Origin of the sequence: Niveispirillum sp. BGYR6, assembly GCF_027568365.1 — a bacterium.
Classification (GTDB): domain Bacteria; phylum Pseudomonadota; class Alphaproteobacteria; order Azospirillales; family Azospirillaceae; genus Niveispirillum.
In genome coordinates, this window is the sequence record NZ_JANLNL010000015.1 from 41,185 (window position 1) to 53,996 (window position 12,812).

A 12,812-nucleotide genomic window follows, 5' to 3' on the forward strand; every position below is an offset into this window, starting at 1 on the left:
GCTGCCCGGCCCCCGGCTCTACGGCATCACAGATCCCATTCCTTTTTCTGCGCCGTCAGATATTCCTCCGCCTCGCGGCGCAGCGCGCCATAGCCGAACAGCGACAGGCCCAGGCGCACCAGGGTGCGGGTCAGCCAGCCGAAGCCGGCGGTCAGTGCCGTGCCCAGGGCGCGGGCCCGCCGTTCCACCTGCTTAGCCACGGCGGCGGGGTCGACGGCGCCGACTGGCCAAGATTCTTCCTTCTGTTCGGGGATCTTGTAGCGGGGATCGATGCTCACCCCGCCGCCATCGCGCAGCAGGGGGATGATGGGCAGGAAGCGCTTGCCATGTTCGTTCAAGGCGACCTTGCCATCATAATCCAGCGCGTAATAGGCGGCGGCAAAGGGCTTGTCCTTCCAGTTCTTGAACAGCGGATTGTCTTCCGGCAGGACCATATGATCCAGCAGCAGCTTTTGTGCGTTGCGGCGGCCCAGCATGAAATCATGCACCCGCTGCCGGCGGGAAATAAAGCCGCCGAACCCGCCCAGAAAGCCGCAGGCCAGACTGTATTTTCCCTTCACCGGCTTGCCCGCCTTGGGCACCACGATGAAGCGGCTGAAAACATTTTCCACATTGGCCAGGATCAGATCCTTGGCATTGAAGCGGGCCTGTTCCTTCATCACCGACAGAAGATTGACCAGGGCGCGGGTGACGGTCAGGGCTGACGCCTCTGCCGGGCCGTAATTCGGCACTTCCGGGAAGGGGTTTACCATCAGCACGCTGCGCGTCGCCTCGTTCCCCTCCCGCGGGTTCTGCCCGCAGCCGCCGGCCAGGATATCATGTGCCACACCGAACGGGTCATTATCGATCACCCCGCCATCAATGCCGGCATAGGGGCGGGGCTGGGTATAGGCGGGGTCTGTCCGGCCCGGCCAGTCGCTGCCCTGCGGCGGCACCACCACCAGATCATCGCCGTCGGGGAAATAGACGCGATAGGTGTAATCTTCCGGCTTGGCCTGCATCTGGCGCGGCGGCAGGCCGATGGGGAAGGCGCCGCTGGCAATGGCCGCATCGGTCAGCCGGGTCCAGTCGCTGCCGGGGGTGGGGGCGCCGGACAGGGGCTGTTCATCGGGGAAGGCCGGCTGCTGCTGCGGGCTGCCCGGCACCGCCACGGCAAAGCGCGCCTGATCGCCATGCTGCATCATGCCCTGGCCGGCCGTGCTGTTGGCAAAGGGCACGAAATAGGGCACGCCCCGGCTGTTGGTCTGGGTCAGGATCACCCGCAGCGGGTCGGCCAGCCAGCGCCGCTTGATCGTGGGCAGGCCGCTGGCATCGGCCAGGGCGCGCTGGGCGATGATGGGCAAGACGCTGCCATCCAGCAGCGACTGTGGCGCCTGCCCCTGGGCGATATCCGTGTCTGCCAGCAGATTGGCGATGCCGATGCGGTTGACCCAGGTATCAAAGATCGGGTTGCCGGTGGGCTGTTCCCCGCCGCCGGGATTGGGGTCGCTGGCAAAATGCTTGAAATCGCGGTCGCGCAGCACGGCCAGCAGGGCGGCATTGATGGCACCGGCCGACGCCCCTGTCAGCACCCGCACCAGCACCTTATGGTCGGGGATAAGATCGCGCATGGCGGGATCGTCCATCGCCGCCTGCCAGGCATCCAGCGCCTGCACCAGGAAATCCATCACCCCGGCAATATAGGCCCCGGCAGAGATCGCCCCGGCACTGGTCAACCCCAGCTCATAGGGATCGTCGGGCAGGTTGGGCTGTGGCCGTACCGGCGGCGACAGCTCCGCCACGGGAAAATCACGTTCCTGTTCTGATGCGCGAAGAATAACCCCGGACATTGTGGTCCCTCCCCTTCAATCTGCTTTCCATCCTTTTATAAGACGGGAATGATTGCAATATTTTTGCTACCCCTGATAATCGCTGGTCATGCGGCACCCCTTGTCCGGGTATGCCCGCCCCGGCTCGGGCGGTGATTGACCGTCGGGCGCAGCCGACCTAGGGTGCGGGCGTTATGTACAACCCCTTGGTCATTGGTGATGACGATGAGCGATCAGGAACTGGCATTGGCGGCGAAGGCTTGGCCGTTTGAGGAGGCACGCAAACTGGTCGCGCGCCTTGGCGGCAAAGCCCCGTCCAAAGGCTATGTCCTGTTCGAGACCGGTTACGGCCCGTCGGGCCTGCCGCATATCGGCACCTTTGGCGAGGTGGCGCGCACCACCATGGTGCGCCGCGCGTTTGAACGCATGGCCCCCGGCGTGCCCACCCGCCTGTTCGCCTTTTCCGACGATATGGACGGCCTGCGCAAGGTGCCGGACAATATCCCCAACCGGGAAATGGTGGCCCAGCATCTGGGCAAGCCGCTGACCAAGGTGCCGGACCCGTTCGGCACGCATGAAAGCTTCGGCCATCATAACAACGCCATGCTGCGGGACTTCCTGGACCGGTTTGGCTTTGAATATGAATTCCAGTCGGCCACCGACTGGTATACGTCCGGCCGCTTCGACCATGCCCTGCTGGCCGTGCTGCGCCATTATGATGAGGTGATGGCGGTGATGCTGCCCACGTTGGGCGCGGAACGTCAGGCAACCTACAGCCCCTTCCTGCCCGTCAGCCCCTCCACGGGCCGGGTTTTGCAGGTGCCGCTGCTGGAACGCAATGTGGATGCCGGCACCATCGTGTTTGAGGATGAAGACGGCAAGAAGGTCGAAGTGCCGGTTACCGGCGGCCATGTGAAGCTGCAATGGAAGCCCGATTGGGCCATGCGCTGGTTCGCGCTGGGCGTTGATTATGAAATGGCCGGCAAGGATCTGATCCCGTCCGTCGAACTGGCCGGCAAGATCGTGAAGATCCTGGGCGGCACCCCGCCGGAAGGCTTCAATTACGAGCTGTTCCTGGATGAGAAGGGGCAGAAGATTTCCAAGTCGAAGGGCAATGGCCTGACGATGGAAGAATGGCTGCGCTATGCCCCGCCGGAGAGCCTGGCGCTTTACATGTTCAACAAGCCGCGCGCGGCCAAGAAGCTCTATTTCGATGTCATCCCGCGCGCCGTGGATGATTACCTGACCTTTGTGGAGAAGTTCGACGCGGCCGAACCGGCGCAGAAGCTGGAAAGCCCTGTCCACCATATCCATAACGGCATGGTGCCGAACGCGGTGAAGGGCACGGCGGGCCTGACCTTTGGCCTGCTGCTGAATCTGGCCGGTGCGGCCAATGCCGAAAGTGCCGATGTGATGTGGGGCTTCATCCGTCGCTATGCGCCGGGTGCCAGCCCGGAGACGGCGCCCTTCCTGGATAAGCTGGTGGGCTATGCCGTCACCTATTACCAGGATTTCGTCAAGCCGACGAAACAGTACCGCGCCCCGACGGAGCAGGAACGCGCTGCCATTGTGGAGTTGCGCAGTGTGCTGGCCGGGCTTGCCACCGACACGCCAGCCGATCAGCTGCAAAATCAGGTGTTCGAGGTCGGCAAGAAGCACGGCTTCACCGAGCTGCGCACCTGGTTCCAGGCTTTGTACGAGGTGCTGCTGGGCCAGACCACTGGGCCGCGCATGGGCAGCTTCATCGCGCTTTATGGCGTGACTGAAACGGTCGCCCTGATCGACAAGACGCTGGGCTGAGTGTTCATCCCCTCCCGGCTGGGGGTGACCCCGCCGGGAGGGGTTTTCTACTTTCGTGTTTCCAGCGCCGCCCAGACGGCGCGGCGTTCATCCGGGGTCATGCTGCCCCAGCCGGTGATCTCTGCCACCGTGCGGCGGCAGCCGGTGCAGAAACGGCCCTGGCGGTCCAGGGCGCAGCGGCGCTGGCAGGGGCTGGGCACATAATCATCCGGGTCGGGGATGTTCATGCCGCCCCCATCGCCCCGGCCAGGTGATGGCCGCTGAGGAAGGCGGCCTCTGCCCTGGCATCCAGGCACCAATCCCCCGCCACCCCGATGCCCAGTGTTTCATCGAACAGGAAGCCATCGCGCAGCGGCCGGCTGGGCAGGGCATACCGCCAGCGATGGGCGGCGATGAAGGCCGGTGCGGCGTCAATGCCGGTGGCGGCCGCAAAGGCGTCCCGCAGCGGCCCTGTCACCTGATCGGCGGTTTCTTCCAGATGGCGCTGTGACCAATCGGGGCTGGCATGGGCCACCCAGCTGGCGGCCCCGCCGCGCCCTGGCTTGGCGCCATCATGGGAGATCCAGGAAAGCGGCCGATCCTCCCCGCCGGCGGCGGCGATAAAGGCGGCATCCCAGCCAATATCCGGCACCGGCCCGGCAAAGCCCAGCATCAGCGCCCAGCAGGGGGCCAGGAGTGCCGTTCCCGCCTGTTCGGCCAGGGCCGGGGCGGGGATGCGCAGCAGCTCCACCACCTGCGGGGCCGGAATGGCCAGCACCAGCCGGCCGAAATGGCCCAGATCGCCGCCATCCTCCCCCTGCAGGTGCCAGTCACCCGGCCCGCCGCTGATGGCGGCCACCCGCACGCCCCAACGTGGGGCACAGGCGGCCGGCAGGTCGGCGGCCAAGCCATGGATCAGCCCGTTCATGCCGGGCGTGCCGACAAACCGTTCCACCGGATGCGGGCTGATACCGCCATCGCTTTCCAGCCGCACGATTCGTCCGTCCCAGCGGGCGGCATGGCCGGCGCGCAGCAGCCCGGCCATCACGGCCTGAAAGGCCGGATCGCGGGCGGTGACGAACTGCCCGCCATGATCGAACCGCCAATCCCCGGCCCGGCGGGTGGAAAGCCGCCCGCCGGGCCCGCGCCCCTTGTCGAACAGCGACACCGCATGGCCAGCCGCCGCCAGCCGCCGTGCGGCGGCCAGACCGGCCAAACCGGCCCCGATGATGGCGATTGCGTGCGGCATGGTGCATGTCCTTTAAGGGGAGCTATATGATAGGGGCAAGCCCCGCGCATATTCTGATAATAGGTCGCCCGTGTGTGACCGCCAGCGGCTGCATACTGACTTTCCACTGTGGCAAACGGGGGCGATGGTTTTTCTACTTTGTGGATACGCATGGGCATTAACCGAAGCCCGATTGAGTGCTACTTATAATTCCAGATACCCCGCCTTCCCACCCCCCGTCCCAGGAACTTTCCGTTGCAGGACAAGCGTAGGACCGATCGCGGGAACGGGTCCCGGCCCGTGTCGCGGCTGTTTGGCCTGATCGGACACCCTGTCGGGCTGGCCGTGGGGCTGACGCTGTCTTTGGCCCTGCTGATCCTGGTGGCGGCCCATGGCGTGGCAGTGCAGGGGTTGATTCCCGCGCCGCTAGTCCCGTCAGGCGGCCATGATCTGCCGAACCTGCTGCGCTGGCATCCGCTGGCCGATATTTTCTTCTGTCTGGCTTTGGGCGTGCTGGTGGCGGTGCTGGCCCATGGCTTGAAGCTGGAACTGGCCACCCGCGCCCAGGCGCGGACACAAGCGGCGCTGGAACCACTGGCCGCCCGCATCGCCCAGCTGGAGGCCGAAAAGGCGGAACTGGCGGCGGCGGAGCGCAAATATCGGGACATGTACGAAACCGCCCTGGAAGGGTTGTTCATCACCGACACCGAAGGCCGCTTCCTGTCCGCCAACCCGGCCCTGGTCAACCTGCTGGGCTATGAGAGCGAGGCGGAACTGAAGCGCTGCATCGCCAATGCCTCGGCCGACCTGTACATGGATCAGGAAAACCGGGCGGAGATTACGCGCACCGTTCTGAAGCAGGGCTTCACCGGCAGTATGGAGCTGGAGGTCAGGCGGCGGGATGGTACCCCCATCTGGGTGGCCCTGACGGCCCGCATCATCCGCGATGCTGCCGGCACCCCCATCGCCTTTCAGGGCGCGGCGCGCGACATCACCGAACGCCGGCTGGACCGTCTGGCCCTGGAACAGGCGTTGGCGGCGGCGGAAATGGCCAACCGCGCCAAATCCGAATTCCTGGCCAATATGAGCCATGAGCTGCGCACGCCGCTGAATGCCGTCATCGGCTTTTCCGAGATTATCGGCACCCAGGCGCTGGGGCCGATGGGCAATGCCAATTATGTTGAATATGCCCAGGATATTCATGATAGCGGCCTGATGCTGCTGGAACTGATCAACGACATTCTGGACCTGTCGAAGATCGAGGCCGGCAAGAAAGAATTGCAGGAACGCGTGGTGGATGTGCCCCGCATCGTCCGGGCCAGCCTGCGGCTGGTGCGCGAACGGGCGGAAAAGGGCGGGGTGGCCCTGGAAACCGACATGACCGAAAGCCTGCCGCCCGTGCGCGCCGATGAGGTGGCGTTGAAACAAATCCTCTCCAACCTGCTGACCAATGCGGTGAAATTCACCAAGGCCGGCGGCACCGTCACCTGTGGTGCCCGGCTGGGGGAGGGTGGTCGGCTGGAACTGGTGGTACGCGATACCGGCATTGGGATGCGGGAAGAAGATATCGCCAAGGCCCTGGAACCCTTCCGTCAGGTGGAAGGCAGCCTGTCACGCCAGGCTGGCGGTGTCGGGCTGGGGCTGCCGCTGGTGCAGGCGCTGGCCCGGCTGCATGGCGGCGGTTGTCTGGTGAAAAGCCGGCTGGGCCAGGGTACCACCGTTACCGTCTGGCTGCCGGCTGACCGGGTGCAGGATCAGCCGCACCTGTTTCTGGCCGGCATTGGCGGCTGAAACCCGCCCCACCTGTCCTAAAAAACCCCTTGAACATGGATACCTGACCGAAAGGTTAGGTCGCCCCGCTGTGCCAATCACGGTTGGCGCAGGGGATGGTTCGTTGCATTATGCAAAAATTATATTTATGCAACTGCATAATTCAATTATTTGCATACTGCAACGATCTCCTTCGGGGTTTCTGTCCGGAGACCTACGTCATTTCAATGATTTACGATGTGTCACCTCCTTGGCATCGCGGATGCAATCCTTCCTCGGCATGAAGGCGATAACGCCTCAGACACACAGAACCGATGGAGCTGACCATGCTGAAGACCTTCGCCCGCGCCGCTATCCTGACCGTTGCCACCGCCGCTGCCTTTGCCGCCCCGGCCCTGGCGCAGAATGCCAACGGCACCATCCAGCTGCGCGGCAGCGTCGCCCTGTCCTGCACCATCGCCGTCACCGACCTGTCGCAGTCCCTGTCGCTGAAGGCGGGTGAGAATGCCAAGACCGTGGGCAACGTCACCGAGACCTGCAATTCCGGCAATGGCTACAAGATCACCCTGGCTTCGACCAATGCCGGCAAGCTGAAGTCCGGCAATAACGAGATCACCTATCAGGTCAATTACGACAACCAGGGCGGTGGCCTGACCTCCCAGATGGTCGTTGACCGCGCCGCCGCCCAGTTCAACAAGAAGTCCGACCTGAAGGTCACCGTCCCGGCCTCTGACCAGTACATTGCCGGCGACTATTCCGACACCATCACCGTCACCATCGCTGCCAAGTAAGGCGGCCCCGGTCTCCATCGGCCATGCGGCCGGTGTGCCGCGTGGATCCCTTCACCCCCGTCCTGCCCAGGACGGGGGTTTTTTCGTTGCAGGAGACGGGACCGGCGGGCAGGGCTTGCCAAGGGGCGTGACCGGGGGCGCTGGATCGCCTATATCCAGTCATCACTTTGTCATTTGCTGTTGCCGTGTCCGGGGGCCGTTCCTTGTCTGATTTTGAACAGAGATTTGGTGAGCCGCTGGCCCGCGTGATGATGCGCTTTGATGAATTGCGCGACGGGCTGGCCACGGGCGCGCTGGTGGGCGATGCCTTCGTCAAGGCCAGCCAGGAATATGCCGAGCTGGAGCCGGTGGCCGCCGCCATTGCCGAGATGCGCCGCGCCCGTGCCGACCTGACCGACCTTGCCGCCATGGCGGAAGGTGAGGATGCGGAGATGCGGGCCCTGGCGCAGGAGGAACTGGCCGACGCTGAACGCCGTCTGCCGGAACTGGAACGCCAGGTGATGCTGGCCCTGCTGCCCAAGGATGAGGCGGACGAGAAGAACGCCATCCTGGAGGTGCGGGCCGGCACCGGCGGGGATGAGGCGGCCCTGTTCGCCGCTGAGCTGTTCGAGATGTATAAGCGCTATGCCGGCCTGCGCGGCTGGCGGTTCGAGGTGATGGAGATCAGCGAGACCGGCATTGGCGGCTATAAGGAAGCCAGCGCCACCATCACCGGGCGCAGCGTGTTCCGGCAGTTGAAATTCGAAAGCGGCGTGCATCGGGTGCAGCGCGTGCCGGCGACCGAAACCCAGGGCCGTATCCACACCTCCGCCGCTACTGTGGCCGTGCTGCCAGAGGCGGAGGAGGTGGATGTACAGATCGATGAACGCGATCTGCGCATTGATGTGTTCCGCTCCTCCGGCCCCGGCGGCCAGTCGGTCAACACCACCGACAGTGCGGTGCGCATCACCCACCTGCCCAGCGGCATCGTGGTCAGCCAGCAGGATGAGAAAAGCCAGCACAAGAACAAGGCCAAGGCCCTGAAAGTTTTGCGCGCCCGGCTTTATGAGGCGGAGCGCCAGCGGCTGGCCAGCGCGCGCGCTGCCGACCGCAAAAGCCAGGTCGGCAGCGGCGACCGGTCCGAACGTATCCGTACGTATAATTTTCCGCAGGGACGCATCACCGACCATAGAATTAATTTAACCCTTTATGGCAAGATTGATCGGTTCATGGCTGGCGAGATCGACGAGGTGGTCGATGCGCTGATCGCCCAGGAAGAGGCGGAGCGACTGGCCGAACTGCAATAGGCGGCCCTGCCGTGGCGTTGGCGACCCTGGTTACACCCTGTTCCAAAATGGGGAGACACGCCCATGTCCGCCGTACCGCTGTTTTTTGACCAATTTCCCATGCGCCGCGTGACGGCGGCTGAACTGGATGCGGCGCTGGCGGAGGCCGATGCCCCGCCGCTGACCATTCTGTTCCTCTGGGGCCGCGATTGCCCCAATTGCGATATTGCCAAGCAGGCGATGCTGTCGGCGCCGCAGCGCTTTACCTGGCCGGAGGTGCGCTGGCTGCAGGATAATGTCTATGACGACCTGGACATGGCGCACCGGTTCGCCCTGCACGGTATCCCGGTCTTCTTTGTCTTCCGGGGCAGCCGGCTGATGGGCCGCATCACCAGCTGGCCCGGTCTGGGGGAATTCACCCAGGCCATCGGGCGGCAGATTGCCGCTTTGGGTGCCCATCCGCCCGCCAGCCATGATGGGCACCGGCCCCATCTGACCCTGGTGAAAGGATAGGCAGACATACGGCTGAAATCCCGCTAAGATGGTGCGCGGCCTATGCTGCGCAGCCAATGGGGGTAACCATGTCCGATCAGCCGGTTAACAGTCAGATCACCGATGCCGTGACGCAGAGCAATGTAAAGGTGGTGGGGGAGGCTCCCGCTATGGCGATGGGCAGCCTTTATCAAACCGTGGCCCATTCCACCGGCATCCAGTTTGAAAATGCCGTCAGCGCGCAGCAGCAGCAGAATACGCTGGCCCAGGCGGCCGCGAACCAGGGCGTCATGCAGATTTACAGCCTGGATACGGCGGCAGACGCTGCGGCGACCGAGAAGGTGGCGCAGACCGGGGTTGCCGATAACCTGACCAGCCTGCTGACTGTGTTGAATGCCTTCAAAGGGGGTAACGGCCAGTCCTGAGGCAGGGGCGGCATCAAGCCGCCCCGCAGGACCGGCGCAGCACCAGTTCGGCCGGCATGGTGGCGGAGGGCGTATCCTCCCCCTCCATCCGGCGGAACAGCAGGTCCACCATCACCCGGGCCCCGCGCGCCAGATCCTGGCGCACGCTGGTCAGTGGCGGGCTGCTATAGGCGGCGACGGTGATATCGTCAAAGCCGATCACGGCCACGTCGTCCGGCACCCGGCGGCCGGCGGCGGCCAGCGCCTTCATGGCGGCAATGGCGATCACGTCCGACACGGCGAACACGGCATCAAAGCCGATACCGCTGTCAATCAGGTGGCGCATACTGTCATAGGCCGTATCCAGGGTGAAATGCGCCGGTTCCATCAAGGCGGGATCGGCGGCGATCCCGGCTTCGGCCAGGGCGCGCAGATAGCCTTCGCGGCGCAGGCTCACCTCCGGCACATCGGCCATGCCCAGAAAGGCGATGCGGCGGCGGCCCTGGCGGATCAGATGGCTGACCGCCGTATAGGCGCCGCCGATATTGTCCGACCCGACCGAACAATAAAGCTGGTTGGGCATATGCGCGCCCCACACCACCAGGGGCAGATGCGTGCGGGCGGTATGGTTCAGTGCCTCATGCTGGTCGCTCTGTCCGATGACGATCAGCCCGTCGGTGCGCTGCGACTGGATCAGCCGGTCCAGCCAGCCCGGCTCCGGCTTGGCGATCTTGCTCAGCAGCACATTGTAATCGCGCGCGGTGATCTCATCGGCCAGCCGGCCGAACAGCTCAATGAAGAACGGGTCGGAGATCAGCTGCCCCACCTCGTGCCCCAGCGGGATGACGACGCCGATGGTGCGGGTTTTCTTCAGGCGCAGGTTGCGGGCCTGTTCATTGATGACGTAACCCTGGGCCTGGGCGATGGCCAATATCTCTTCCCGTTTGGCGGCGGGGACCAGGGAACTGCCCGCCAGCGCGCGGGAAACGGTGGACACCGATACCCCCGCCAGCCGGGCGATATCCGCCATCTTGATCGGTACTGCCATGCCTGTTGCCGCCTTCTTCGCGTTCCACCCTTTTTAAGCAGCATACAACCAGATCAGGTGGATGTCGCCGGAAGTTACCGATCGCTAGGTCCGATTCGGTAGTTTTATTGCGAAAAATTGCCAGATGATTCTGGAAGTTTGCTACCACTGCCAGGTCAGCGCCACCGCACCATATTGGTCACCCTTATCCTGGGTGGTGAATTCGCGGCTGCGGAACACATGGGTATAGGTCAGGCGCACATCATAAATATTGATGGCGATGCCGGCCTGCAGGTCGCCGACCCAGAATTTTCGGTCGACGCTGCGGCTGTCGCGGAATGTATTGCCATCCAGGAAGATGTTGCGCGCCACGCCCCGGCCGGACGCGCCGAAGAACACATACCAGCCGATGGGATGGGCGGCATCCGGTTCAAAGAAGCCGCTGCCGGGCAGCGATGGCTGGATGCGCGCCGGGCCGAAATCGGCCGGCAGGTGCCAGCCGGCGCGGAACATCAGCCCGGCATCGGCATAGGTGGAGACATTGCCCACCGCCCCGCCGACATGCGGCATCATATCGATGCCGAATCCAGCACCGCCCAACAGATCCTGCCGCCAGCTGCGCTGATAGGTCAGCACCAGCCCCGGTTCATTATGTAACTGGGTGTCCCAGCCCATCGGCTTGGGCGAATCGATCAGCTTATGGATGAATTTCTGTGCCGGCTCCGCCAGGGAGGCGGGGCCGACGACGCCCAGCGTCAGTTGCAACTGGTCCATCCGCTTGTTGTTCTCATTGATCAGCCCGACCGAGCCATGCAGCCAGCCGGCATAGGGCCGGTCGGTCTGGGGCGGATCGGCGATCTTGATATCGCTGGAGGTGTACATGTTCTGGCCCAGCGCGAAGACGGCGCGCAGATGACCATCCTGGGCGAAGAAGGGCACCAGCCGGGCCCAATCCTTGGTCCAGTCCGGCACCCCGTCGCGCGCCGTCGTCCAGACCGCCTGCACGCCGTTGGTGTAGTGCCGGTCAATATTATAGAACAGATCGTTTTCCAGGATCAGCGTCAGCGTACCTGTTTCCGCCCCCGCCGTGGGGGTGTTGATCTGCGGGGCGGCCGGGTCTGCCGGTCCCCTTTGCGCCAGGGCAGGGGCCGTGCCCAGCAGCAGGGCGCAGGACAGGAGGGCGGGCAGGCGGGGGCGCTGGCGCATGGTCGGCGTCACTTCCGTGATTTTGAGCGCTGTTCAGGTAACGGCAATGCGGGTAATGCCGGTCCAGGGCTATGACCGGCATCACTGCATCTTTCCTGCGCAGCGTCGCCGCCGTCAGACCTGCATGAACTCCCGCAGCAGGTCGAAGGTTCCCGCCGGCTGATCCCGGAAGGTGCCATGGCCGCAGGCGGCAAAGCGTTTCAGGGTGGATGTCGCCTTGGGCAGATGGGCGATCAGCTCTTCCGCCGCTTCCCAGGGGGTGATGGGGTCATCGTCACCGGCCAGCACCAGCACGGGCGATTGTGCCTTGCCCAGGCTTTCCCGGAAATCCATTCCCCACATCTCCCCATCAGGGCCGGAGAAATGTTCCAGCACCTGCGGCCGGACGATGGAACGGGCGCGCCCGACAATGCCGCCGGGGGCGGGGTTGACCGTGTAACAACCCATGCAGCTGTTGCTGTAGGCGGCCACCTTGTCGGCCCGCACGTCGGTCCAGAAATCGCGCGCGGCGGCGGCGACATCTGCCCCGGCGCGGCGGTCAAAGGCGTTGATGATCAGGTCCAGCCGCATCCGCGCGGCGGTGGAAGACAGAATGACCCCCGCCGCATGGCCGGGATGGCGTTCCATATAGGCCTGGGCGACAAAGCCGCCGAAACTGTTGCCCAGCACATAGGGTTTCTCAATCTCCAGCGCGTCGCAGAAGCCCTTCACATCATCGGCCCATTGCGCCAGCGTCCAGGTGGGGGGATCATCCCCGCCGCTGCGCCCCTGGCCGCGATGGTCGATATAGATCACCTGCGCCACGTCGGCCAATGCCCCGAAGGCCGGCTTGAAGGAGGCATGGTCGAACCCCGGCCCGCCATGCAGCAGAATCAGGGTCGGCCGCGCCCGCATCGTCTCGCCATCCGGCACCAGCTTGGCGCCTTCCACATCGAACCAGATCGGCGCACCATTCACCATCACCCGCACGGGACATACTCCTGCAATCGGTCATATTGCCAAGGGGACAGGCTGGCACAGCGCGTTGGGCAGGGCAATGGTT

General features: G+C 64.4%; 12 protein-coding genes. 6 read left to right on the forward strand and 6 right to left on the reverse strand.

All coding sequences use genetic code 11. From position 1 onward, the window contains the following. Positions 1–26: 26 nt before the first annotated feature. Entirely contained in the window at positions 27–1,829 is a 1,803-nt protein-coding gene (locus PCJ49_RS22905) for a patatin-like phospholipase family protein (protein WP_269913000.1), read from the reverse strand. Between the two features lie 198 nt (positions 1,830–2,027). Between PCJ49_RS22905 and PCJ49_RS22910 the strand changes: the two genes are divergently transcribed. Continuing rightward, positions 2,028–3,608, forward strand: a complete 1,581-nt coding sequence (locus PCJ49_RS22910) for a lysine--tRNA ligase (RefSeq protein ID WP_269913001.1) — start codon at positions 2,028–2,030, stop codon at positions 3,606–3,608. A 47-nt stretch (positions 3,609–3,655) separates the two neighbouring features. On the opposite strand, the gene PCJ49_RS22915 is transcribed toward PCJ49_RS22910, so the two are convergent. Both PCJ49_RS22915 and PCJ49_RS22920 read right to left on the reverse strand, forming a co-directional pair. Continuing rightward, a complete protein-coding gene (locus tag PCJ49_RS22915) occupies positions 3,656–3,835 on the reverse strand; it encodes a DUF1289 domain-containing protein (RefSeq protein WP_089285997.1) in 180 nt (59 codons plus the stop codon). Beyond that, entirely contained in the window at positions 3,832–4,836 is a 1,005-nt protein-coding gene (locus tag PCJ49_RS22920; RefSeq protein ID WP_269913002.1) for an FAD-dependent oxidoreductase, read from the reverse strand. Before PCJ49_RS22920 ends, PCJ49_RS22915 begins: the two co-directional genes overlap by 4 nt. 279 nt (positions 4,837–5,115) lie before the next feature. Between PCJ49_RS22920 and PCJ49_RS22925 the strand changes: the two genes are divergently transcribed. The 5 genes from PCJ49_RS22925 to PCJ49_RS22945 all read left to right on the forward strand — a co-directional run bounded on the left by PCJ49_RS22925 (position 5,116) and on the right by PCJ49_RS22945 (position 9,558). Further along, positions 5,116–6,606: an ATP-binding protein gene (locus PCJ49_RS22925; protein WP_269913003.1), complete on the forward strand. Its 1,491-nt coding sequence runs from the start codon at positions 5,116–5,118 to the stop codon at positions 6,604–6,606. 305 nt (positions 6,607–6,911) lie between these two features. Next, positions 6,912–7,376, forward strand: a complete 465-nt coding sequence (locus PCJ49_RS22930; RefSeq protein ID WP_269913004.1) for a spore coat protein U domain-containing protein — start codon at positions 6,912–6,914, stop codon at positions 7,374–7,376. 203 nt (positions 7,377–7,579) lie between these two features. Continuing rightward, entirely contained in the window at positions 7,580–8,662 is a 1,083-nt protein-coding gene (gene prfA / locus PCJ49_RS22935) for a peptide chain release factor 1 (RefSeq protein WP_089286000.1), read from the forward strand. Between the two features lie 63 nt (positions 8,663–8,725). Continuing rightward, complete coding sequence (locus PCJ49_RS22940) at positions 8,726–9,154, forward strand: thioredoxin (RefSeq protein WP_269913005.1); 429 nt, start codon at positions 8,726–8,728, stop codon at positions 9,152–9,154. Between the two features lie 68 nt (positions 9,155–9,222). Next, positions 9,223–9,558 carry a RebB family R body protein gene (locus tag PCJ49_RS22945; RefSeq protein WP_269913006.1) on the forward strand — a complete coding sequence of 112 codons (336 nt, stop codon included), beginning with the start codon at positions 9,223–9,225 and terminating at the stop codon, positions 9,556–9,558. Positions 9,559–9,571: 13 nt separating this feature from the next. Here the strand turns inward: PCJ49_RS22945 and PCJ49_RS22950 are convergent, their stop codons facing one another. From PCJ49_RS22950 to PCJ49_RS22960, 3 genes are all read right to left on the reverse strand, one after another. Next, positions 9,572–10,585, reverse strand: a complete 1,014-nt coding sequence (locus PCJ49_RS22950; protein ID WP_269913007.1) for a LacI family DNA-binding transcriptional regulator — start codon at positions 10,583–10,585, stop codon at positions 9,572–9,574. Between the two features lie 141 nt (positions 10,586–10,726). Continuing rightward, positions 10,727–11,770, reverse strand: a complete 1,044-nt coding sequence (locus PCJ49_RS22955) for a lipid A deacylase LpxR family protein (protein ID WP_269913008.1) — start codon at positions 11,768–11,770, stop codon at positions 10,727–10,729. A gap of 114 nt (positions 11,771–11,884) precedes the next feature. Beyond that, on the reverse strand, positions 11,885–12,730 hold the full coding sequence (locus tag PCJ49_RS22960; protein WP_269913050.1) for an alpha/beta hydrolase: 846 nt from the start codon (positions 12,728–12,730) through the stop codon (positions 11,885–11,887). Positions 12,731–12,812 lie beyond the last annotated feature (82 nt).

Coding starts and splice junctions, on each gene's coding strand:
- PCJ49_RS22905 (WP_269913000.1), bottom strand. CDS start 1,829: ATGTCCGGGGTTATTCTTCGCGCATCAGAACAGGAACGTGATTTTCCC.
- PCJ49_RS22910 (WP_269913001.1), top strand. CDS start 2,028: ATGACGATGAGCGATCAGGAACTGGCATTGGCGGCGAAGGCTTGGCCG.
- PCJ49_RS22915 (WP_089285997.1), bottom strand. CDS start 3,835: ATGAACATCCCCGACCCGGATGATTATGTGCCCAGCCCCTGCCAGCGC.
- PCJ49_RS22920 (WP_269913002.1), bottom strand. CDS start 4,836: ATGCCGCACGCAATCGCCATCATCGGGGCCGGTTTGGCCGGTCTGGCC.
- PCJ49_RS22930 (WP_269913004.1), top strand. CDS start 6,912: ATGCTGAAGACCTTCGCCCGCGCCGCTATCCTGACCGTTGCCACCGCC.
- PCJ49_RS22940 (WP_269913005.1), top strand. CDS start 8,726: ATGTCCGCCGTACCGCTGTTTTTTGACCAATTTCCCATGCGCCGCGTG.
- PCJ49_RS22945 (WP_269913006.1), top strand. CDS start 9,223: ATGTCCGATCAGCCGGTTAACAGTCAGATCACCGATGCCGTGACGCAG.
- PCJ49_RS22950 (WP_269913007.1), bottom strand. CDS start 10,585: ATGGCAGTACCGATCAAGATGGCGGATATCGCCCGGCTGGCGGGGGTA.
- PCJ49_RS22955 (WP_269913008.1), bottom strand. CDS start 11,770: ATGCGCCAGCGCCCCCGCCTGCCCGCCCTCCTGTCCTGCGCCCTGCTG.
- PCJ49_RS22960 (WP_269913050.1), bottom strand. CDS start 12,730: ATGGTGAATGGTGCGCCGATCTGGTTCGATGTGGAAGGCGCCAAGCTG.